Source organism: Aestuariibius insulae, from assembly GCF_040783535.2.
Taxonomy (GTDB): domain Bacteria; phylum Pseudomonadota; class Alphaproteobacteria; order Rhodobacterales; family Rhodobacteraceae; genus Aestuariibius; species Aestuariibius insulae.
In genome coordinates this window covers 527,259-548,885 of sequence record NZ_JBFONW020000002.1, presented here as the reverse complement: position 1 = coordinate 548,885, position 21,627 = coordinate 527,259, and the positions used below count along the sequence as shown (strand labels likewise).

The window sequence follows — 21,627 nt, the reverse complement described above, 5'->3', positions numbered from 1 at the left end:
TGAGAACTAAAGAACCTCACATAAGCCGGGTGTCCAGAAGCTGCCTTCCATCGAACGTTAACCACCAGCCTAGACGACCTCGCTCGGCAAATCCTTCGTCGGCAAGGTCGATTAGGATCTCCATCTCATGCTCATCGTCTGTCGTGTAACTAAGCCATCTCTCGTTTGCGTCTTTGAGCCTCATTAAAATTCTTAGCTCAAAGTCGCCGTCTAACTCATACATAACCTACCCCTGTGCTGGAGTGTTTACCTTTTGTTCTCGTTGCGAGTCAAGTCGTTCTACGTAGCTACTCAGGCGGCTTCTAGGCCTTTCAGCTACGAAGTGCGCACTGGTTCATTGAACCTGTTTGAACTGCGATCCCTTGGAGAACCGGCGAAAAAGTCTTGAATGAAAAGAGTGTGTTGGACCAAATATCAATTGCTTGACTGTTCCTTGCTCTGTTTACACCGAAGATGTCGGCGGTTCGAGCCCGTCATCGCCCACCATGATATTAAGAGCTTACCGGACAATCCTGAAGTTCCTATCGGTTCGACGAGCCGACGGGAGCGTTGATGTATCCGCAAAGATCGAAGCCCGATATCTCGGGAGACCATACAGCAGAGTAGCCTCCCTAATACGTGCACCATCTCGACTGATGAGCCCATAGATTGCGGAAAATCCAAGAATGACCTAATCCTGCTTTGCGGGATTGAGCCCGCATAAACACAAGCAACGTCTCTATTTTCAAACCAGCACCGACTTCCTTCCCCACAGTTTTTCCCGGAGAGTTCCTTTGAAATATGCCCTTTTACCTATGCGGGCCCCGTTTTTCGCGACAGTCATCTCGGTCATCCCAAGCGTCTCAACAGCGCAGGATTTCATCTGGGATATCACGCCTAGAGATAGGGCGGTGGTCGGAGGCTCTGGTGTTCTCGATCAGGGAGAGACGCCGAACTTCCAATCGCCCGATGGCCAGTCAGGACAAGTCTTTCCCGGTGGCGAGGGTATCGCCTTCACCGCGCGCGGAGAGGACGAGAATGTCGTGACTGTCCAGAATGAGGTGTCCGTGGCGGGTCTGCGGTTCGAGGTGGACGGCTACCAACTGACAGGCGACGGCCAAGCCAGCCTGGAGCTTGGTGAGGGCCCGGCCGACCTGATCCTGAACAACGGCTCTGGGGTCGCCATCGACGTTAGCCTTTCGGGTGAGATGAATGTTGTCGGCGATGGCACCCTGTCGCTTTCAGGAGACCAGTTCGAACTCGGCAGTTTGGTCGTTGGAAACGACGCGACGCTTCTATCCTCTGCGAACGGCAACACCGATGTCACCAACTTCGGTGAGACAAGCAATCAAGGGACGATCGGAAATCTGACCAATTTCGGTGTGTTCACGAACACCCCTGAAGGCCTCATCGCCGGTGAGGCCTTTAATGACGGAGGTCAAATGGATCTGGCAGGCACGATCGGGGGATCGCTCGTGAATGGCTCCAACGGCACGATCGAAGTGACGTCTGATCTGTTCATTCGCGAAGATTTTCTCAACGGTTCAGGATCTGCCCTAATCTCTGGCGGGGAAACTGAGGTTTTCGGCAGCGTCGTCAACGGAGACATTTTTGGCATCGCCGCCGGAGCGGAGTTGATTGCCTCGTCGACGACAAACGAAATTGGTGGCCGCCTCTTCATTGACGGTGTGCTGCAAAGCGAAACTGCGCTGCAAGCCGGATCGACAACGGAGCTCTCGGGCGCCATCGTCGGAAATGTTACGAATGACGGTCTTCTCATTGCCGGACCTCGCGCTGAAATCGAGGGGAGCCTTGCAAATGCAGGCAGTGTCACGCTTGCCAGTGGTCGCGCAGGCGACAGCCTGGCCATCAGCGGTGATCTTACCGGGAACGGATCCTATACCCTTGATTTAGATCTCAGCGGCGCGGGAAATGGCGACCGTATCGTCGTCGAAGGCGAGACAGTGGGTGAGGTGAACCTCACGTTCAACATAGTCGCGCAGCCGGACACCGCCGGACAGCAGAGAATCCTTGTTTTCGATATCGATGAGACGGCAGAGAACGATTTCACCTTCTCTTCCTCCGGGCTTCCGGCAAGCAACGGAACGAGCGTCTACTCGCTAGTAGAAGAGGGCGACCTCTTCGTGCTCGGTCAGGTCAGCCCCGGCGTGACGTCGATCGCGGCCAACCTTGTCCTGACCCAGTCACTGATCGGGGCCATCGTGAACCGACCGACAAGCCCTTTCGTTGTAGGACTGGGATACGAAGATCCCGATCCCTGCGGCGCCGGTGTCTGGACCCGATTTCAGGGCGGTCAGGCGGATGCCTCACCTGACGGATCCAATGGCGTCAGTCAGGTCCAAAGCACGGTGAGCGCCGACTATACTGGCTATCAGGCAGGCGGAGATTTCGCATGTTTCCGCAATCCTGAGGGCTGGGATCTGGCCTTTGGTGTGATCGGCGGGATCAATGACGGCACGATCGAGCAGCCGGTTTTCGGTATCGATCCGATGGACCCCGAGAGGATGAGCACGACGCTGACAAGCAATACGACAACAGACTTTTCGCAAAGCTATCTCGGCATCTATGGAACGGCCACGTCCGGTCGTCTGTCCGCCGATTTGCAAGTCCGGGCGGAACATACCGAGTTCGATATCACCAACGAAGGTGTCGACGGGCTTGATGGGATCGGGATCGACAAAGTTCGGCTCACCTCGGATGCCACGACAGTTAGCGGAGCGGTCAGCTACGCCTTTCCAGTCGGAGAAACGGCTTTTGCCATCATTCCCACGGCGGGCATGGCAATCACTCGCGGAACGTCGGGCAGTATCGATTTTGACGACGGGTCCCGCCTTGATATCGGAGATTTCAAAAGCGAAGTGGGTTTTGCCGGAGTGACCGGGTCGTGGAGCCGTGTCGATGAGGACGGCCAAGGTGCCTTAAGCACCTTTGTGACGTCGACCTATTATAACGACTTCTCCGATCCGGTTGTCTCTCGCTTCACATCGTCCACGGGGGAGCGGACGCGGATTGAGAACGATACGCTTGGCTCTTACGGCGAGCTGAGCGCGGGCCTGAGCTATCTGAGGTTGGCCGCACCGGACAATGCTGCGGGCGTCAAACAATATGCAGGCAGCGTCCGGGCCGATGCTCGCTTTGGCGATCAAATCGACAGTTGGGGGCTGACCGCTCAGATGCGTATCCAGTTCTAGGGCCTCTGGCTATCTTCGGATCTGGATCGGCGGGTCGGATGTCCTTTAGGTGAAGGTGCGTCACCGACGGCGATGCCTACCGCCATGATCCTTCGACGCTACGTCAATCACCCGAAAAACAAGGGTTTGGATCCAGCGTACCGGATTTACGGGACAGACAAGACGTTGAAGGACCCGGTATGTCTTCCTTACCTTTGATGGACAGGGTGGGGCAGGCGATGGGCCTTTCGATTATGACCGGCAGCGAGATTGAAGCGTATCTGGAGGATCATCTGGAAGCGCGGATGTCCCGCATGAAGGATCGCATTCGCGCGTTGCCGACCGAGACAGCAGCATCAGTCGCCTTGCAATTTGCGTCGGAGCTAACTGAATTCGCCGCTTACGAGCTGGCTGGTCGTTGCCCTAGCACAACCCTTTCGCGTCTTATCCTGACATCCGCCGAGCTTGAGCGGACGGCCGAAGATCCCAGTTTCAATCCCCATCCGAGCAGAGAAACCGACCCCTCAAGAGGTCTCCTTTAAGAGCGAGCCCTGACGGACTATCTGACTGGCAGCAGTTAGTCCGTCAGGAGCCTCGCCATGAGCTGGAACCCCGCCCTCGATCCTCATTGTCCGACCGGAAACGAAGTCGACGCGATCGAGACTGTCATCGTGCCGCGCGCCCGCGACCTGGGCGGCTTCGAAGTTCGCCGGGCCTTGCCGTCTCCGAGGCGCCAGATGGTTGGACCGTTCATCTTCTTCGATCAGATGGGGCCGGCCGAACTTGTGACGGGCGAGGGGATCGACGTGCGGCCGCATCCTCATATCGGTTTGGCGACAGTGACCTATCTTCATCGCGGCAAGATCCATCATCGCGACAGTCTTGGGACCGATCAGTGGATCGAGCCGGGCGCGATGAACCTGATGATCGCAGGCCACGGCATTACCCATTCCGAGCGGATGGATGGCCCTGCGCGAAAAGAACCTTCCTCTCTGTTCGGGATCCAGACCTGGCTCGCGGTTCCCAAGGACCACGAGGATCGAGAGGCCGCCTTTCTTCACGCGACGAAGGACGAGCTTCCGCTCCTTGAGGGAGAGGGGAAGGAGGTCCGCGTGATCCTCGGACGGGCCTATGGCGCTGATGCTGGCGTCGAGACGCCGTCAGAGACGTTCTATGTCGATGCACGCCTGGACGCTGGAGCAGGATTACCGCTCCCGGACGATCAGGAGGATCGCGGGGTCTACGTTCTAGAAGGGTCGGTCGAGGTTGCGGGCGATGTCTTCGAGGCTGGCCGCATGATCGTGTTTCGACCGGGCGACCGGGTGTCGTTGAAAGCGGGTGATGCAGGCGCGCGGATTATGGTGCTTGGGGGTGCGACCTTGGAGGGACCGCGATATATCTGGTGGAACTTCGTGGCCTCGTCGAAAGAGCGGATCGAAGCGGCCAAAGAAGCTTGGCGGGGTGAAGATTGGGCCCATGGCCGGTTCCAGCTGCCGCCTGGCGATGCCGACGAATTTATCCCTCTGCCCGACCGGAAAGGCCCCTGAGGTTTCATCACGTCTTTGGGCGTTTTTAGCGATATTTGACGTGTGATCGCGCTTGACGGGGTAGGGGGCCTCGGTTAGGTCCACCGTCACGTTACGGCACAGGTTGCCGCAGCGTGCAGCGGGCGGTTGTAGCTCAGTTGGTTAGAGTACCGGCCTGTCACGCCGGGGGTCGCGGGTTCGAGCCCCGTCAACCGCGCCACCGCTGCCATATAAGGGCGATCAAAGCCCACCCTGCGCGGTTGTAGCTCAGTTGGTTAGAGTACCGGCCTGTCACGCCGGGGGTCGCGGGTTCGAGCCCCGTCAACCGCGCCACTTCTCCCTTACCGAAATTGAACCAAACGGAGCGGGTGCGCCGCACGTCATTTATAATCGCGCCAGTGGCGAACGCGCCGCGATCCAGCATATGAAAAAAGCCGGGATCAGAGATCCCGGCTTTGCGTGTTTCGGACGTGAGGACTGCTTTAGAACAGGGTTGTGAGATGCTGGAGCAGCGGGGTCATCGCGATACCGGCGATCAAACCGACAAGGCTGCCTGTCGCAAGGCCGATCCGCTCGAACCGGGTCTTTGCGGGACCTACCAGCATGCCGCCAAGGGCATGCAGCATACCCAGAAGGCTGAGAACAAAGAGCGTCAGCAGAATATAGGTTCCCTGGGCGGCATACGGCGCCAAGGTTGTATTCGCCTTCATGAGGAACGTGACCGTTTCGCTTTGGGAGACGATGTAGGACGACCCGAAGAGCCAGCCGCTGCCGAAGACGAAAGAGGCGAGGCCCATCAGGCGGCTGCTTTCTTCTGCCGACTCTTCGATGCGCTCTACCTGGCCGACGTGGTCGTCGTGGCGGGAGGCCGCCATGGCAAGTGTTTCGCTCGCTCCGAAGGGTTTCGGGTCTGCCATCTTATCAAGACGATCGAAAAAATCAGCCATGTCCGTGTCCTCTGCTTGGTGTCCTGAGTTTGGTATGAGAGGCGTCTTGGGCAACAGAAGGTCGGGATCAGGGAAATTCCGGGCAAGCGCGGTCACGCCGTCGTCACAAATAAGGCGTTGTCGCAGTTGCAGAAAAAGTAGGTCATCCCCCGACTGATTGTCATAGGGTATCAGGAGGCCTTTTTCTGAGACAAGGCAGAGAGGATCCGGGCCCAGCTTCTGATCCCTTTATGAAAGCTGTCCATATCGTATTTCTCGTTCGGCGAATGGATCTGATTGTCGTTACGTGCAAACCCGGCCAGGAGAGCATCCATCCCCAGATAGTCCCGGAAGTAGCCGGCGATCGGAATCGAGCCGCCGGCACCGACAAAGGCGGCTTCGTTCGGCCATTCGTCGGACAGAGCTTGCCGGGCGGCCTCAAAGGCGGGATCGCTGGTCGACATGATGCTGGCGGGCGATGCCCCGTGGTCATGGAAGGCGGCCGTGCAGTCCGGAGGCAGGGCCTCCGTCACCATTTGCCGGAACGCCGTCCGAATAACATGCGGGTCCTGTTGTCCGACAAGGCGGAAGCTGACCTTGGCGGTCGCCTGAGAGGGCAGAACCGTTTTGAAACCATCGCCCGTATATCCTGAATTGAGACCGTTGATCTCGCAGGTCGGGCGAGACCAAATCATCTCAAGCGCTGTTCGATCCTGCTCGCCTGCAGGATGACTGAGCCCAACCTCGGACAGAAACGCGTCTGCGTTGAAGTCAAGCTTTGACCACTGCTCCGCAAGAGCCGGATCCAGCTCGGGCACGCTGTCATAGAACCCCGGAACGGTGACACGGCCGGTTTCGTCATGCAGGCTGGCGAGGATCTTGCAAAGGATGCGGGCCGGATTGGCCGCCGCTCCGCCATAGGCGCCGGAGTGAAGATCTCGGGATGGACCCGTGACGACGATCTCCTCGCCCAGAAGACCGCGCAACATCGTGGTGATGGCCGGGGTCTCTTTGTTGAACATCGTCGTATCACAGATCAGGGCAAGATCTGCGCGCAGCTCGTCGGCATTGTCCTTGAGGAAGGGGATTAGAAACGGCGATCCTGACTCTTCTTCACCTTCGAATAGCAGGGTCAGCTGGCACGGAAGCGCGCCATGCACGGCAACCCAGGCGCGACAGGCTTCGACGAACGTCATCAGCTGTCCCTTGTCGTCGGACGCACCACGTCCGCGGATCATATCATCTTCTATAATCGGCTCGAACGGATCGTGGGACCAAAGCTCGAGGGGATCGACGGGTTGCACGTCGTAGTGACCGTAAAAGAGCAGATGCGGTCCACCATCGCCGCCATGCCCGACAACCATCGGATGCCCTTCAGTCGGACGGGGAGACGCCTCGATTCCGAGAGTTTGGAGATCCGTTGCAAGCCAGGCTGCTGCGTCCGCGCATTTCTCGGCATAGGCGGGGTCGGTTGAAATCGAAGGGATGCGCAGGAAGGTCTGCAATCGGTCCAGCGCGGCAGGAAGGTCGGCGTCGATACGGTCAAGAACGGGCGTCAGCATGTCGGGAGGTCCTCTTTTCGGCAGCGGCGAGCGTAACGCTGCGTCGGCTGGTGTCCAGAGCGCGCCATGGCGTCCAATTGTAGCGTGTTGCCCTGCTGATTGTCGGCCTATATCTCGTCTGGAGGAAAACGAGGGATCGGTTTGAATTACGGGATACATCTCGATACGGCGATCGGGCGGCTGCACGACGAGGGCCGGTACAGGACCTTTATCGACATCGAGCGGCGGAAGGGCCATTTCCCCCATGCCACATGGCGCAGACCCGATGGAACAAGCCGTCCTGTGACCGTCTGGTGCGGCAATGATTATCTGGGAATGGGGCAGCATCCGGACGTCCTGAGCGCGATGCACGAGGCGCTCGATGCAACCGGGGCCGGATCTGGCGGGACGCGCAATATCAGCGGCACGACCGTCTATCACAAGGAGCTCGAGGCGGAGCTTGCGGATCTTCACGCCAAGGACGCCGCGCTTCTTTTCACGTCGGCCTATATCGCCAATGACGCAACCCTTTCGACCCTGCCGAAGCTCTTTCCGGGTCTGGTGATCCTCTCGGACGAGTTGAACCATGCGTCGATGATCGAAGGCATCCGCCGCAACGGCGGAGCAAAGCGGATCTTCCGGCACAACGATCTGGATCATCTTCGCAGTCTTCTGGAGGAGCTGCCAGAGGAAACACCGAAACTGATTGCGTTCGAATCGATCTATTCCATGGATGGCGATTTCGCTCCGATCGAGGCGATCTGCGATCTGGCCGACGAATTCGGAGCGCTGACTTACATAGATGAGGTTCATGCTGTCGGCATGTACGGCCCGCGCGGGGCGGGGGTGGCCGAGCGGGACGGTCTGATGCAGCGTATCGACATCATCAACGGAACTCTCGCGAAGGCCTATGGCGTGATGGGCGGCTATATCGCGACGAGCGCGAAAATGGCGGATGCAATCCGTTCTTATGCGCCGGGCTTTATCTTCACGACTTCACTTCCCCCAGTGGTCGCCGCGGGTGCGACAGCCAGCGTTCGGCATCTCAAGACGGATCAGGCTCTGCGCGATCTGCATCAGCAGCAAGCGGCCATTCTCAAGCTGAGGTTGAAGGGGTTGGGCCTGCCACTGATCGATCACGGATCGCATATTGTACCTGTGATCGTGGGAGATCCGGTCCACACCAAGATGCTGTCGGATATGCTGCTGACCGATAACGGGATCTACGTGCAGCCGATCAATTTTCCGACCGTTCCGCGCGGGACCGAGCGGCTTCGCTTCACCCCGTCGCCTGTCCATGGCCCGCTTGAGATTGAGGCGCTCGTCAAGGCTCTTGATGCACTCTGGTCGCATTGTGCGCTAAATCGCGCCGAACTGGCGGGTTGAATTGCCATCTCTGTATGCAACGTTTTTTGTGCTATGTTAGTTAGATAACGGGACGACCCTCTGATCGAATCGACAGAAACAGGTCGAACCGGGGCAGGCACGAGACGGAAAACAAAGATGATGGGGCGCGGCAGCAAACGCGACAGCAGCGATGCTGACACTGATATCAAGGGCTTTGACGCCTTTGATTTGCGTCTTGGCGACCTTATGCGCGGGGAACGGGCCACGCTTGGCAAGTCGCTTCTCGATGTGCAGCGGGAGCTTCGGATTAAGGCAGCTTACATCGCCGCGATCGAGAATTCGGATCCTTCGGCCTTTGATACTCCAGGATTTATCGCCGGTTATGTGCGCTCCTATGCGCGCTATCTGGGCATGGATCCCGAAGAGGCGTTCAACACGTTTTGCGCGGAAAGTGGCTTTACCACAGCCCATGGTATGTCGAGCGCTGCCTCGACGATCAAGTCAACACGAGGCGTGACGCCGGTGTCATCGGGCGCTGGCGCGGATATGTTTGCGTCTCCCTCGATGCCGTATCTTCCGGCCAGCGACCGGATGCTCAGCCGCATTGAGCCTGGAGCGATCGGGTCCGTTCTGGTGCTGCTCGCGATCATTGGCGGCTTGGGATACGGGGGCTGGACGGTTCTGCAGGAGGTGCAGCGGGTCCAGCTTGCCCCTGTGGAGCAACCACCGACTGTGATTGCGGAAATCGATCCGTTGGCCGGTCAGCCCGATGTGGCCGAAGATGTCACCAGCGCGGCGTTCGGTGCACCGAGTTCGGAAGCGCTGGACCGGCTCTACCGGCCCGAGGCCCTGGATGTTCCTCGCCTGGTGCCGCGGGATGGTCCGATCTCGACTATTGATCCTCGGATGACAGGAACCTTCGTGCCGCCCGAAAGCAGTCCGGAGCCGATGACGACAACCGCAGCGGCCGATCCGATCGGTCCCCCCCTTGCCCCAGCCGCGCTTGCCGAAATGCAGGGACCACCTGTAGCGCAGGTGACCGAAGATCCCATTCCGGGCGTGCGGATCGTTGCTGTTCGGGATGTCTGGATGCGGGTGAGCGCTGCGGACGGATCGGTCCTTCATGAAGCGATGATGCGGTCCGGCGACGAATATTCGGTTCCGATGACCGAGACTCCCTCTGTTTTGCGGACCGGGAATGCTGGTGCGACATATTTCATGGTGAACGGCGAGGCTGTCGGCCCCGTTGGAGCACCCGGAGACGTTGTCAGCGGGATTTCCCTTGCCGCGGATGCCTTGCAAAGCGGGTATGAAGTTGCCGATCTGGAAGCTGATCCCGATCTTGCGGAATACCTCGTTGCGGAACGCCAGGACACGGAAGCGTCGTCGCAATAGAGGTCTGGGCCGTTGCGGCCCCGTGTTCTGCAGACTATCTCTATTGCGAAGATAGCCGCGAAAGGCCGCTTTCCTATGTCGCTCAACTCCATTCGTCCGTGGCGCAATATCTACCGCCGGGAAAGCCGCCAGATCATGGTTGGCAATGTACCGGTCGGAGGGGATGCCCCGATTTCTGTGCAGACGATGACGAACACCGTTACGACGGACATCCCGGGTACTATTGCTCAGGTTCAGGCGGCGGCGGAAGCAGGGGCGGATATCGTTCGGATTTCAGTACCGGATGAAGATAGCTCGAAAGCTCTTAAGGAAATCTGTCGCGAGAGCCCGGTGCCCATCGTTGCCGACATTCATTTTCACTATCGCCGGGGGATCGAGGCCGCCGAAGCGGGCGCGGCGTGTCTTCGGATCAATCCCGGAAATATCGGCAGTCCCGCGCGTGTGAAGGAAGTGATCCAAGCCGCGCGCGATCATGGATGTTCGATGCGGATTGGCGTAAACGGCGGATCTCTCGAGAAGCATCTGCTTGAAAAGTATGGAGAACCTTGTCCCGAGGCGATGATCGAAAGCGGGATGGATCATATCAAGATTCTCGAGGACAACGACTTTCACGAGTTCAAGATCAGCGTCAAAGCCTCGGACGTTTTTCTTGCAGCAGCGGCCTATCAGGGCATCGCGGAGGCGACGGACAAGCCGATCCATCTGGGGATCACCGAGGCCGGAGGGCTAGTCTCTGGGACGATTAAGAGCGCGATCGGCCTTGGCAATCTGCTGTGGATGGGGATCGGCGACACGATCCGGGTAAGCCTGTCGGCCGATCCGGTCGAGGAGGTGAAGGTCGGCTACGAGATCCTGAAAAGCCTCGGACTGCGGCATCGGGGAGTAAATATCATCTCCTGTCCCTCCTGCGCGCGGCAGGGGTTCGACGTCATCAAAACCGTGGAAACATTGGAAAAACGGCTTGAGCATATCAAGACACCCATGAGCCTGAGTATCATTGGCTGCGTGGTGAACGGGCCGGGCGAGGCGTTGATGACCGATGTCGGATTCACTGGCGGCGGAGCCGGGTCTGGTATGGTCTATTTGGCGGGCAAGGCGAGCCACAAGATGTCCAACGATCAGATGGTCGAGCATATCGTTGAGGAGGTCGAAAAGAAGGCCGCCTTGATCGAAGCGGAAGCTGCGGCGAGCGATAAGGCGGCAGAGTAGACGCAGGTCTTAACAGGATCTAAATGCGTCATGCGGTAAGAAGTGCGCTCAAGCCCCGAAAGATCGCTGAATCACAATTAACACAGAGGTTTTCGGCAAATCGGACCTTCGGTATCCGGTCGGTATTGCGTCGGTATCCGGTCGGTGGATTTTTCGACACAGCGGGGCTAAGGGATCGAACGATCCGGTTCCAAGGCAACAGCGTAGACAATGGCTGTCTGAGCGGATGATTGTTCAGTCCATAGATCGGTTGGGACAGGGGCCAGGATACTGGGTGAAAGACGCCGATGTGCTCCTATAGAATGATGTCGCGCGGCGCGTTGATCGATGATGTCCGGCGCGGAGCGGGCACAGGGATGTCGTCCCCCAAGGACACGATCAGATCGTCGCTGCCGCGAAGGGAACGGCGGGTGAGCGGCGCTTGGTCGGAGCCATAGAGCAGAGGATCGAAAAGCCGCAGGGCGGGAAAGGCGAGACCGGTCAGAACCTCGATCGTCGTCAGGCGGACCTGCTCGAGCTGCGGCTCGAACGGGAGGGGGTTCGGATCGTCGTAATCGCGCTGCCATGTCAGGAACCCGGCGGCGCGCATGATCCCGTCAGCCTCGACCGCAATGATCTTCCAGAAGCCCGCCGGAATGCGGATCGGCTCTTCTCCCTCGGCATTGACGATCTGGGGATCGGCCTCGGTGAAGACCGGGCCGGTGAAGATGCAGGCGCGCTGCTCGCCGCTGTCCACGCGGGCCAGCATCCAGTCCTCGATCCGGCCCCAGGAGGCGCTGTGCAGCGTTTCGTGCTGGGGAGTGATGTTGGAGTAGTAGTCACTTTCAAGCTCGGCCCGGGCCGCCTGTTCGGGATCGCCCCAGGAGACGCTCTTTCGGCGGACGAGATGGCCGCGATCCCAGGGATTGTTCCGATAGCCGCGATCTGTGTCGATCTGAAGCGAGGCCGGTTCGATCTTGGGATCAAAGCGGTAGTCGCGCTCGGTCTGCTGGGCCGGTTGGAGCGCGGCTCCATCGATATTGTGTGCAGTGCAGGCGGCCAGACCGCGCTTTTGGTTGAAGAGGAGCGACATGCGGCTGTGGTCGATGAACCGCTGCTCGTAAGCCGCCGAGAGAACGGCATCCGATGGGAGAGGGAGCGGAAGGGTCTGTCCGGCGATGAAGTCAGGATCGTAGGGCATGGCGTCCTCGCCGCGTCAGATCTTGCGACGGGTCCCGGCGCGACGGCCGGGATGTTCTCTGCCCGCTCAAGTCGCGGGCCGGTGGGGCGGGGGGGCAGAATTTTCTAGAAAATTCTGTCTTGCAAAATCTTCTAGAAGATTTTGGCACCTGGCCCTACCCCTCGGCGCGGATCTCGTCGACCATCTGCTGCATCGCCGCGAGGGGCGCATAGCCGCGCAGCATGCGGTTCTCCATCACGAAGCTGGGCGTACCGGTCAGGCCCATTGCCTGGGCCAGCTCGCGGTTTTCGGTGATGATGCGCGAGACTTCGTCGCTGTTCATCCGGGCCAGCACCTCCTCGGTCTCGATCCCGAGCGTGTTGCCGAGCCGGGTCAGAGCGGGCTCTGTCACGTCGCCGCGCATGGTCATCAGCGCGTCCGAGACCTGTTTGTAGGCCTCGTCGCCTGCCACCAGACGCGTCGCGATGGCAAACCGGGAGGCGAGAACGGAGGCCTCCCCGAGGATCGGGAATTCCTTGACCACGATGCGGATATTGGGGTCGTCCTCGATCAGGGCGGCCACCTCGGGATGGGCGCGTTTGCAGTAGCCGCAGCGGTAGTCCAGAAATTCGACGATCGTGATATCGGGCTCCTCCGCGCCGCCGGACCAGCTATCGGGATCGTTGAAGAGCGAGTCCCGATTGGCGGCGATCAGATCGACATCGCGGGCGGCCTGCGCCTCGGCCTCGCGATCCTCGAGGACCTGCATCGCCTCGACCAGGACCTGCGGGTTTTCCAGCAGGTAGTCGCGGATCTGGGCGTTGAAGGCGGCCTTGTCCGCGTCGCTCATCTGCGTGAGATCGAGAGCCATCGCGGGAGCGGCGGTGGCAAGAAGGGCTGCGAGGGTCAGGGCGCGCATTGGCGAACCTCTCCTATGTCAGGGCTGGGATCTATTTGGCGGCTCTTAGCATGTCTTGGGCGCGTTGCCACGAGGCGGATCCGCGCGGCAGCAGGCCCGAGGCGCGTTCGGCATGGAGCGCGGCATCCTGCAAGCGTCCGCTCAGGGCGTAGCGTTCGGCGGTCACGAGCGAGGCCATGCCGTTGTTGCCCGCCTTGGCATAGGCCTGACCGAGATCGCGCAGGATGCGAGGATCCTCTCCGTCCCGGGCGCGGGCGCGTTCGAGCGCGTCGAGCGCCTGTCCCGGCTGGCCTGCGGCCAGAAGCGCCCGGCCGTAACCGCCGAGGATCAGCGCGTTGTTCGGGGCGAGCCGGACGGCTTGGCCATAGGCGGAGACGGCGGCGGCGGGCTGACGGCTTTCGAGGAAGATCTGGCCGCGCAGCTCGTGGGCGAAGGGATCGGTTGGCGCCATTGCGATCAGTTGATCGGCCAGCGCGAAGGCGCGGCGCGGATCGGGTTTGAGATGCTGGGCCACGGCGCGGCGCATGACGCCGATCTGGCTGTTGTCGTTGCGCGCCCGCCGGAGCGTCCAGGAGGAGTTGCGGGTGAAGGCCGAGAGTTTGCCTTGCGCGCGGGCAAACCAGTATTGCGCTGTCGGATCGGGCGCGCTGCGCGGCACGGAGGCGGCAAAGCCCGCCATGGCGCGGTGCCGGTCGCGGGTCAGCGGATGGGTCCGGGTATAGGCATCCTGGCGGCTGACCGAGAGCGCCTCCTGACCGCGGAAGATATCGAGCACTTCGACCGCTGCTTGCGGGTCGATCCCGGCGCGGACCATGTAGCGCACGCCCGCCTGATCGGCGGAGCTTTCCTCGGCCCGTGTATGGGCAAAGAAGGAGCGGCGCGCGGCCTCGGCCGTGCCTGCGGCGAGCGGGCCTGCCGCCTCGCCATTACCCGAGACGGCGGCGGCCGCGGCCAGAAGGATGCCGAGCCGGGCGGCGCGGGAGGCGGCGCGGACGTTCTGGGTGCGGCGGGCCATATGGCCATTGGCGATATGGGCGGCCTCGTGGGCCATGACGGCCTGAAGTTGCGCGGCGCTTTCCAGCTTCAGGATGAGGCCGGAATGGAGAAACATCGTCTGGCTGTCGGTGACGAAGGCGTTCAGCGAGCTGTCGCCGATCACCAGGATGCGGATCTGCGAGGCGCTGAGGCCTGCGGCGGACAGGACCGGTTTGGCCAGTTCCTTGAGCGCATATTCGATTTCGGCGTCGCGAATCAGGCTTTGCGCGCGGGCATGCGGCGCGGCGAGCAGGAGGGCGGCGAAGGCCAGCGCGATCAGGCGAAACATGGGGGAGATCTCCATCGGGGGCGCGGCGATTGACGGCGCGTCCCTTGGTTGAAAGAAGGCGTTTCGGGGCGAGAATAGGAGAGTGGGCATGCGGAACTCAAGGCGCTCCTGCGTCGATGGCTTCATCGTGATGGACGTGATGGAAACGGCGAGAGCGGCCGAAGCGGAAGGGCGGCACATCGTGCATATGGAGATCGGCCAGCCGGGAACCGGTGCGCCTGCGGGCGCGCGGGCGGCCTTGGCCGAGGCTTTGGAGGCGGGGCCGCTGGGATATACGGTCGGTCTGGGCCAGCCGGAGCTGAGAGCGCGGATCGCGCAGCTTTACGCCGAGTGGTACGGGGTATCGCTGGATCCCGGACGGGTTGTCGTGACGGCGGGCGCTTCGGGGGCGTTCATCCTGGCCTTTTCCGCCTTGTTCGATAATGGCGCGCGGGTCGGGCTGGGCACGCCTTGCTATCCGTCCTACCGGCAGATCCTGACGGCGATGGGGCTGGATCCGGTGTCTTTGCCTACGGGTCTGGAGACGCGGTATCAGCCGGTGCCGGATCAGGTGACGGAGGATCTGGACGGGCTGATCGTCGCCTCGCCTGCCAATCCGACGGGGACCATGCTGGACCGGGAGGCGATGGCGGCCTTGATCGAGGCCTGCACGGCGCGGGGGGTGTCGCTGATTTCGGACGAGATCTATCACGGGCTGCACCATGACGAGCGCGCGGTAAGTGCACTGGAGCTGACCGATGAGATCTATGTCATCAACTCGTTCTCGAAATATTTCTCGATGACCGGATGGCGGATCGGTTGGATGGTCGTGCCGGAGGATCATGTTCGCGTCGTCGAGCGGCTTGCGCAGAACCTCTTCATCTGCGCGCCCCATGCCAGTCAGGTGGCGGCGCTTGCGGCGTTGGAGTGCCGGGAAGAGCTTGAGGGGCACAAAGACGTCTATGCGCGCAACCGGAGTGTTCTTCTTGCGGCGTTGCAGGGAATCGGGCTGACGCGGTTCGCGCCGCCGGATGGCGGCTTTTACATTTACGCCGACGTGTCGGACTGGACGACGGATTCGCTGGCCCTCAGCGAGGAGATCCTGCGCGAGGCCGGGGTCGCGGTGACGCCGGGGTTGGATTTTGATCCCGATCGGGGCGGATCCTTCCTGAGGCTGTCCTATGCCGGGCCCGAGGCCGAGATCGCGGTCGGTGCGGAGCGGCTGGCGGCGTTTTTCAAGGCGCGGCGACCGGATTGAGCGCCTGCGGCGCACGACATGTTTTATCCGCCGGTGGCTGTGGCGGCGCCTCTTTGCCGGGCAGGGCGCCTCTGGTGCCTTCGGACCCTCCGGGGGAGGTATTTCTGGCAAGATGAGGAGGGGCGGACCTCCTGATGTCGGGGCTTTGCGCGAGGGGGCGCGTTCTGGCATAAGAGCGGCCTGAGAGCAGGGCGCGAGATCCTGCGGATATGAGGCAATCGATGCGGCTGGTCTGGGTGATGGCGGGTCTCTTTTACGTCTGGAGCGCTGCGCTTCGGGCCGATGGACCGGTGCGCCTTGAGGGCAGCCTTTCGGGTGTGGACGATCTTTGGCGCGGGGTGGAGGTAACGCTGGTGCTGGACCGGGCCGTGCCCTGGTCCGTCGTCGAGGCCGAGAATGGCCGATTGCTTGTGCGGATCGAGGGTCTGGAGCCAAGCGGGCCCCTGGGATCTCGCCGGATTGCGATGGTGCCGGACGGGGTGCTGGTGACGCTGGATGCTCCGCACCGGGTGGAGACGGCTGAGATGAAAGTGTCAGGCGGCGCGGCGCGGATCCGGATCGTTCTGCGGCCCGGGGCGGATGAGGGCGTTGCCGAGGCCGGAGGCGAGGATGCCGCCGGGTTGGTGGTGGCGATCGATCCAGGCCATGGCGGTCGCGATCCGGGCGCAGAGCGGGACGGGGTGCGCGAGGCCGATCTGATGCTGTCGCTGGCGCGGATGCTGGCCGACGAATTGCGGGCGCGCGGGATCGAGGCGGTGCTGGTGCGGCCGGGAGACATCACGCGATCTTTGCCGTCGCGGATCACGCAGGCAAGGGCTGCGGGCGCGGGGCTTTTGGTGTCGCTTCATGCCGATGCGCTGGACGGGGGCGGGGCATCCGGGGCCAGTGTCTATACGCTGAGCGAGAGCGGCGGCACGCGGGCCGATGCGCTGATGGCGCAGCGCCATTCGCGAGGCGATCTGATTTCCGGTCTGGATCTGGACGGGCAGGGCGACCGCGTCGCGATCGCTTTAATGGAGCTGACCCGGCGGGATGCGCTGGCGCGGAGCGAGGCCCTAGCTGGTCTTCTCGCGCGGCAGATGGACGCGGGCGGGGTGCCGATGAACTCCCGGCCCGTGCGGCAGGCCGATCTGGGGGTGCTGAAAGCCGCCGATATGCCGTCGGTTCTGGTCGAGGCGGGGTTCCTGTCGGATGCGGGCGATCGGGCACGGCTGGTCACGCCGGACGGCCAGCGCCAATTGGCAATCGCCCTGGCGGAAGGGATCGCGCGTTGGGCTGGAGATCCGGGCCACTGACATCTCTGCCGCAGGTGGCGGGAACCGGCCCGGGCGCGCGGCATCGTGTTTTGACCCGGCGGGCGCGCTGGGGTAAGACGCAGAAAACCAACATAGCAGTCTACAGGACACCGCAAATCGTGCTCCGTTTCATCTTCTCTACCATCGGCGGGATCTTTTCCTTCGTCGCGCTTGGCGTGCTCATGGCCGGTATCGGGCTGGGCGGTTTGTTCTGGGCGTTCAGCCGGGATCTGCCTTCGACGGATATGCTGGCCTCCTATTCGCCCAAGACGATCAGCCGGATCTATTCGGGCGAAGGGCGGATCATCGACGAGTTTGCGGTCGAGCGGCGGCTTTTCGCACCTGCCGAGGAGATCCCGGATCTGGTCAAGCACGCCTTCATCTCGGCGGAAGACAAGCGGTTCTACGATCATGCCGGTTACGATTTGGAAGGGATCGCGGCGGCGTTGCGCGATGCGGTGCGCAGCCGGGGCGAGGATGTGCGCGGGGCCTCGACGATCACGCAGCAGGTGATGAAGAACTTCCTGCTGGACGGATCACGGTCGATCGAGCGCAAGATCAAGGAGATCATCCTGGCCGCGCGGATCGAGGAGACGCTGCCGAAATCGCGAATCCTGGAGCTATATCTCAACGAGATTTTTCTGGGCCAGAACTCGTTCGGGGTGGCGGCGGCGGCGCAGACCTATTTTAACAAGTCGCTGGCCGAGCTGAACCTAGAAGAAGCGGCCTATCTCGCGATCCTTCCGAAAGCGCCGTCGAACTACCATCCCGTACGCCAGAAAGAGCGGGCCCTCGGGCGCCGGGCCTTCGTTCTGCGCGAAATGTGGGAGAACGGCTATATCACGCGCGAAGACTACGAGGTTGCCCGCGAGGCGCCGCTTAGGACGGTGCAGTCGGGGGATTTCGAGAGCTTCAAGGGCGATCTGCCGGAGCGGGATTACTTCACCGACGAGATCCGGCGGCAGCTGAGCCAGAACTTCGGTCAGGAGGAGTTCTTTTCGGGAGGCCTCGCGATCCGGGCGACAATCGATCCGGAGATGCAGGTCGAGGCGGCGACGGCCCTGCGCCGGGCGCTGGAGCTTTACGATCGCGGAACGAGCATCTGGCGCGGGACGGGCAAGACGATCCCCGAAGAGCAGCTGGGAGAGTGGCAGGCGGCGCTGAGCGAGGTGGATCTCGCCCGCGATATCGTGCTGGAGAATCCGTGGTATCCGGCGGTCGTGCTCGATGTGGCCGAGAACAGCCTGACCGTCGGGGTTGAAGGCCAGAGCGAGACCGGGACCGTGCCACGCGAGGACATCAAGTGGATAAAGGGCGATTTCTTCGAGAATTTCGCTCGCGGCGATGTCATTCACGTGCGGCAGGTCACGAGCGATGGCGCGTTTCAGAACTGGTCCGTGCGGCAGGTGCCCGAGGTGCAGGGCGGGTTCATGGCGATGGACGTCAATACCGGCCGGGTGATCGCGATGCAGGGCGGGTTCTCTTACCAGCATTCGGTCTTTAACCGGGCGACGCAGGCCAAGCGGCAGCCGGGATCGGCCTTCAAGCCGTTCGTCTATGCGGCCGCTTTGGACAGCGGGTACACACCGGCGACGATTGTCGTGGACGCTCCGATCGAGGTGGAGATCCCGGGCGGCGGGGTTTGGCGTCCGAAGAACGCGTCGAACAAGTTCTACGGGCCGACGCCCCTGCGGACAGGGATCGAGCAGTCGCGGAACCTGATGACGATCCGGCTGGCCCAGGAGATCGGAATGGGCGTCGTGGCCGACTATGCCGAGCGGTTCGGGGTTTACAAAAACATGGATGGCTTTCTGTCGAGCGCCCTGGGCTCGGAAGAGACGACGGTGTTCAATATGGTCGCGGCCTACGCGATGTTCGCCAATGGTGGAGAGCGAGTGGAGCCGACGCTCGTGGACCGGGTGCAGGATCGTTATGGCAACACGATCTATCGCCATGACCGGCGGACCTGCCGCGATTGCGATAATCCCGCTTTGCCTGCGGGGCAGGCTCCGACGATCGTCTCGAACCGGGACCGGGTGATGAACGACATCACGGCCTATCAGTTGACGTCGATGCTGGAAGGTGTGGTGCAGCGCGGCACGGCACGCAGTGCGGTGAACCTGTCGGTGCCGGTGGCAGGCAAGACCGGAACCACGAATGACGAGAAGGATGCGTGGTTCGTGGGCTTTACGTCAAACATCGCGGCGGGCTGCTATATCGGCTTTGATAATCCGCGCCCGATGGGTCGCGGTGCAGGCGGCGGGCGGCTATGTGCGCCGGTCTTCAACGAGTTCATGAAGGCGGCGACGGCGAAATATGGTGGCGAGAAGTTCCGGGTGCCCGAGGGCTGCGAGTTCATCAAGATCGACCGTTATACCGGATCGCGCCTTCCGGCGAGCGCGAGTGGCGGCAACGTGGTGGCCGAGTGCTTCCGGGGCGGGATCGATCCGGCCTTCGGGATCACCTTCGACGGCGGCTTCGTGATGGCAGCCGATGTGCCGCTTTTCGAAGAGGCAGGCGGCAGTGCGCGTCAGGTCACGACCTCGACCGGGCAGTCGGTCACAGTGGCGCCGAAGGCCAATTTCGGAACGCTCAGCTCGGGCGGGCTTTACTGACCGCAGGCGATTTGACCGCTCCGCGGGGGCGGTCTATCACACCGGTCTAGCCCTTCCCGAGGACCAGCCAAGATGCGCGCCGAGACACAATCGATCATTGCCGATATCGAGAAATCCCTGACGTTGTTGCGCCAGCGGATGGATCATGAGACGGCGGCGCACCGGCTTGAGGAATTCAACGCGCGCACCGAGGATCCGACGCTCTGGGACGATCCGGCGGCGGCGCAGAAGCTGATGCGCGACCGGCAGATGCTGGTCGATGCGATCGAGACGGAGCAGTCCATCGCGCAGGATCTGTCGGACAATATCGAGCTGATCGAGCTGGGCGAGATGGAGGACGATGCGGGCGTCGTCACCGAGGCCGAGGAGGCGCTGGCGGCGTTGCGCGAGAAGGCCGCGCAGAAGGAGCTGGAGGCGCTGCTCGACGGGGAGGCGGATGGCAACGACACCTTCCTTGAGATCAATGCGGGCGCGGGCGGCACGGAAAGCTGCGACTGGGCGTCGATGCTGGCGCGGATGTATGTCCGCTGGGCCGAAAAGCATGGCTACAAGGTCGAGCTGCAATCGGAAAGCTCGGGCGACGAGGCCGGGATCAAATCGGCGGCCTACAAGATTTCAGGACCCAATGCCTATGGCTGGCTGAAATCGGAAAGCGGGGTACACCGGCTGGTGCGGATCTCTCCGTTCGATAGCGCGGCCAAGCGGCACACGTCTTTCAGTTCGGTCTGGGTCTATCCGGTGGTGGACGACAATATCGAGATCGAGGTTAATCCGGCGGATATCCGGCTGGACACCTACCGGTCGTCCGGGGCGGGCGGGCAGCACGTGAACACGACGGATTCCGCCGTTCGGATCACGCATATTCCGACCGGGATCGTGGTGACGAGTTCTGAGAAATCGCAGCACCAGAACCGGGACATCGCGATGAAGGCGCTGAAATCGCGGCTCTATCAGCTAGAGCTGGACCGCCGGAATGCGGCGATCAACGAGGCGCATGAGAACAAGGGCGATGCGGGCTGGGGCAACCAGATCCGGTCCTATGTGCTGCAGCCCTACCAGATGGTGAAGGATCTGCGGACGAACCACGAGACGTCGGACACCAAGGGCGTTCTGGACGGAGATCTCGACAAGTTCATGGCCGCGACGCTGGCGATGGATGTGGCTGGGAAGTCCCGGGCCGAGGCGGCTGAGGGGTAGGGGGTTGAGTGGCGGTTGGGTCGCTTGTCACGTTCTTTATAGGACCCGTTGTGTGACCGCTGTGGGAATATCTGGCTTGAGCCCGAATCTACTTCCTCCACAAGCTATTCTTCTATCGTCTCGGCTGTCACGTTAGAAATTTCGTGGCGAAACTTCGATGATGAAAGCATATGGAAGATGGAACCCTCTAAGAGCAAATCAAAACTCCTTCGCGACATAAGGAATGCATTTGGCCAAGACAAACCTCCTAGTCGTCCTAAAAGCTGGGAAGATCTGACACATGACATTAGCTCAGCAAATTACTCGGAAGCGATTGAAGAAACTTATCGGTTCTGGTGGAAAAGCTGGTCTGAATTGGAGATGGCCGATTTTGACAAGTGTACATATTTATTTTCGTTCTTGCCAAAAGAACATGTTCCCTATTTTCTTGGCGCTCTTATGGAACTTTCTTTGAAGGAAGAGCCGTACTTTGATAACCTCCTAGAATTTTTTACTCTGTTCGATCCTTCTATTGCTAAAGGAAGCGAAAAGGAGCAGTTTCTGGCATTTAATAAACGCCAAATTGACCCTTTAGAAGAAAAACATCTGCGCATAATCTTTGCCTTTTTACAGTTTTTGGCGGCATCTGGACTAGAAGATGAACGCTCAGACTACATGCAAAAATTTCTTCTTGAGCAATTAGACTAGGATGCTTCGTCAATGCAAATGAGACATGTGAATATGGATTTCTGGAACAAAATTTCTCGGTGATTGAACGGCGGCTAAGT

16 protein-coding genes, 2 tRNA genes and 1 pseudogene are annotated in these 21,627 nt (G+C 61.0%); 14 read left to right on the top strand and 5 right to left on the bottom strand.

Going from position 1 to position 21,627, the window contains the following annotated elements; genetic code table 11:
* Positions 1–794 precede the first annotated feature (794 nt).
* The 5 genes from AAD018_RS09000 (at position 795) to AAD018_RS08980 (ending at position 5,029) form a co-directional block, all read left to right on the top strand.
* On the top strand, positions 795–3,191 hold the full coding sequence (locus AAD018_RS09000) for an autotransporter outer membrane beta-barrel domain-containing protein (RefSeq protein ID WP_412005221.1): 2,397 nt from the start codon (positions 795–797) through the stop codon (positions 3,189–3,191).
* 233 nt (positions 3,192–3,424) lie between these two features.
* Entirely contained in the window at positions 3,425–3,712 is a 288-nt protein-coding gene (locus tag AAD018_RS08995) for a hypothetical protein (protein ID WP_367315162.1), read from the top strand.
* A 57-nt stretch (positions 3,713–3,769) separates the two neighbouring features.
* Positions 3,770–4,717 carry a pirin family protein gene (locus AAD018_RS08990; protein WP_367315161.1) on the top strand — a complete coding sequence of 316 codons (948 nt, stop codon included), beginning with the start codon at positions 3,770–3,772 and terminating at the stop codon, positions 4,715–4,717.
* A gap of 122 nt (positions 4,718–4,839) precedes the next feature.
* Positions 4,840–4,916 (top strand) — tRNA-Asp (locus AAD018_RS08985).
* A gap of 36 nt (positions 4,917–4,952) precedes the next feature.
* A tRNA-Asp gene (locus AAD018_RS08980) sits at positions 4,953–5,029 on the top strand.
* Positions 5,030–5,178: 149 nt separating this feature from the next.
* On the opposite strand, the gene AAD018_RS08975 is transcribed toward AAD018_RS08980, so the two are convergent.
* The gene (locus AAD018_RS08975) at positions 5,179–5,643 is read right to left on the bottom strand and encodes a hypothetical protein (RefSeq protein WP_367315160.1); all 465 of its coding nucleotides are present in this window, start codon (positions 5,641–5,643) and stop codon (positions 5,179–5,181) included.
* 170 nt (positions 5,644–5,813) lie between these two features.
* The gene (locus AAD018_RS08970; RefSeq protein WP_367315159.1) at positions 5,814–7,184 is read right to left on the bottom strand and encodes a M20/M25/M40 family metallo-hydrolase; all 1,371 of its coding nucleotides are present in this window, start codon (positions 7,182–7,184) and stop codon (positions 5,814–5,816) included.
* Between the two features lie 141 nt (positions 7,185–7,325).
* Here AAD018_RS08970 and hemA point away from each other — a divergent pair, with 141 nt between their 5' ends.
* The 4 genes and pseudogenes from hemA (at position 7,326) to ispG (ending at position 11,114) form a co-directional block, all read left to right on the top strand.
* On the top strand, positions 7,326–8,549 hold the full coding sequence (gene hemA / locus AAD018_RS08965) for a 5-aminolevulinate synthase (RefSeq protein WP_367315158.1): 1,224 nt from the start codon (positions 7,326–7,328) through the stop codon (positions 8,547–8,549).
* 117 nt (positions 8,550–8,666) lie between these two features.
* A pseudogene (locus tag AAD018_RS08960) lies at positions 8,667–8,924 on the top strand (helix-turn-helix domain-containing protein); the annotation flags it as partial.
* The gene (locus AAD018_RS08955) at positions 8,922–9,905 is read left to right on the top strand and encodes a DUF4115 domain-containing protein (RefSeq protein ID WP_412005228.1); all 984 of its coding nucleotides are present in this window, start codon (positions 8,922–8,924) and stop codon (positions 9,903–9,905) included. The pseudogene AAD018_RS08960 and the gene AAD018_RS08955, both read left to right, overlap by 3 nt.
* A gap of 75 nt (positions 9,906–9,980) precedes the next feature.
* Positions 9,981–11,114: a flavodoxin-dependent (E)-4-hydroxy-3-methylbut-2-enyl-diphosphate synthase gene (ispG, locus tag AAD018_RS08950; protein WP_367315156.1), complete on the top strand. Its 1,134-nt coding sequence runs from the start codon at positions 9,981–9,983 to the stop codon at positions 11,112–11,114.
* Positions 11,115–11,409: 295 nt separating this feature from the next.
* Here ispG and AAD018_RS08945 read toward each other — a convergent pair whose 3' ends face one another.
* From AAD018_RS08945 to AAD018_RS08935, 3 genes are all read right to left on the bottom strand, one after another.
* Positions 11,410–12,294, bottom strand: coding sequence for a DNA/RNA non-specific endonuclease (locus tag AAD018_RS08945; RefSeq protein WP_367315155.1), 885 nt, complete (start codon positions 12,292–12,294; stop codon positions 11,410–11,412).
* Between the two features lie 154 nt (positions 12,295–12,448).
* Positions 12,449–13,192 carry a DsbA family protein gene (locus AAD018_RS08940; protein ID WP_367315154.1) on the bottom strand — a complete coding sequence of 248 codons (744 nt, stop codon included), beginning with the start codon at positions 13,190–13,192 and terminating at the stop codon, positions 12,449–12,451.
* A 31-nt stretch (positions 13,193–13,223) separates the two neighbouring features.
* Positions 13,224–14,516, bottom strand: a complete 1,293-nt coding sequence (locus AAD018_RS08935; protein ID WP_367315153.1) for a M48 family metalloprotease — start codon at positions 14,514–14,516, stop codon at positions 13,224–13,226.
* Between the two features lie 88 nt (positions 14,517–14,604).
* Here AAD018_RS08935 and AAD018_RS08930 point away from each other — a divergent pair, with 88 nt between their 5' ends.
* From AAD018_RS08930 to AAD018_RS08910, 5 genes are all read left to right on the top strand, one after another.
* Complete coding sequence (locus AAD018_RS08930; RefSeq protein ID WP_367315152.1) at positions 14,605–15,753, top strand: pyridoxal phosphate-dependent aminotransferase; 1,149 nt, start codon at positions 14,605–14,607, stop codon at positions 15,751–15,753.
* A 209-nt stretch (positions 15,754–15,962) separates the two neighbouring features.
* Positions 15,963–17,048, top strand: coding sequence for an N-acetylmuramoyl-L-alanine amidase family protein (locus AAD018_RS08925; protein WP_412005220.1), 1,086 nt, complete (start codon positions 15,963–15,965; stop codon positions 17,046–17,048).
* A gap of 119 nt (positions 17,049–17,167) precedes the next feature.
* Positions 17,168–19,663 carry a penicillin-binding protein 1A gene (locus tag AAD018_RS08920; RefSeq protein WP_367315150.1) on the top strand — a complete coding sequence of 832 codons (2,496 nt, stop codon included), beginning with the start codon at positions 17,168–17,170 and terminating at the stop codon, positions 19,661–19,663.
* Positions 19,664–19,735: 72 nt separating this feature from the next.
* Positions 19,736–20,860, top strand: a complete 1,125-nt coding sequence (gene prfB, locus AAD018_RS08915) for a peptide chain release factor 2 (RefSeq protein WP_367315149.1) — start codon at positions 19,736–19,738, stop codon at positions 20,858–20,860.
* Positions 20,861–21,037: 177 nt separating this feature from the next.
* Positions 21,038–21,547 carry a DUF6714 family protein gene (locus AAD018_RS08910; protein ID WP_367315148.1) on the top strand — a complete coding sequence of 170 codons (510 nt, stop codon included), beginning with the start codon at positions 21,038–21,040 and terminating at the stop codon, positions 21,545–21,547.
* Positions 21,548–21,627: the final 80 nt, after the last annotated feature.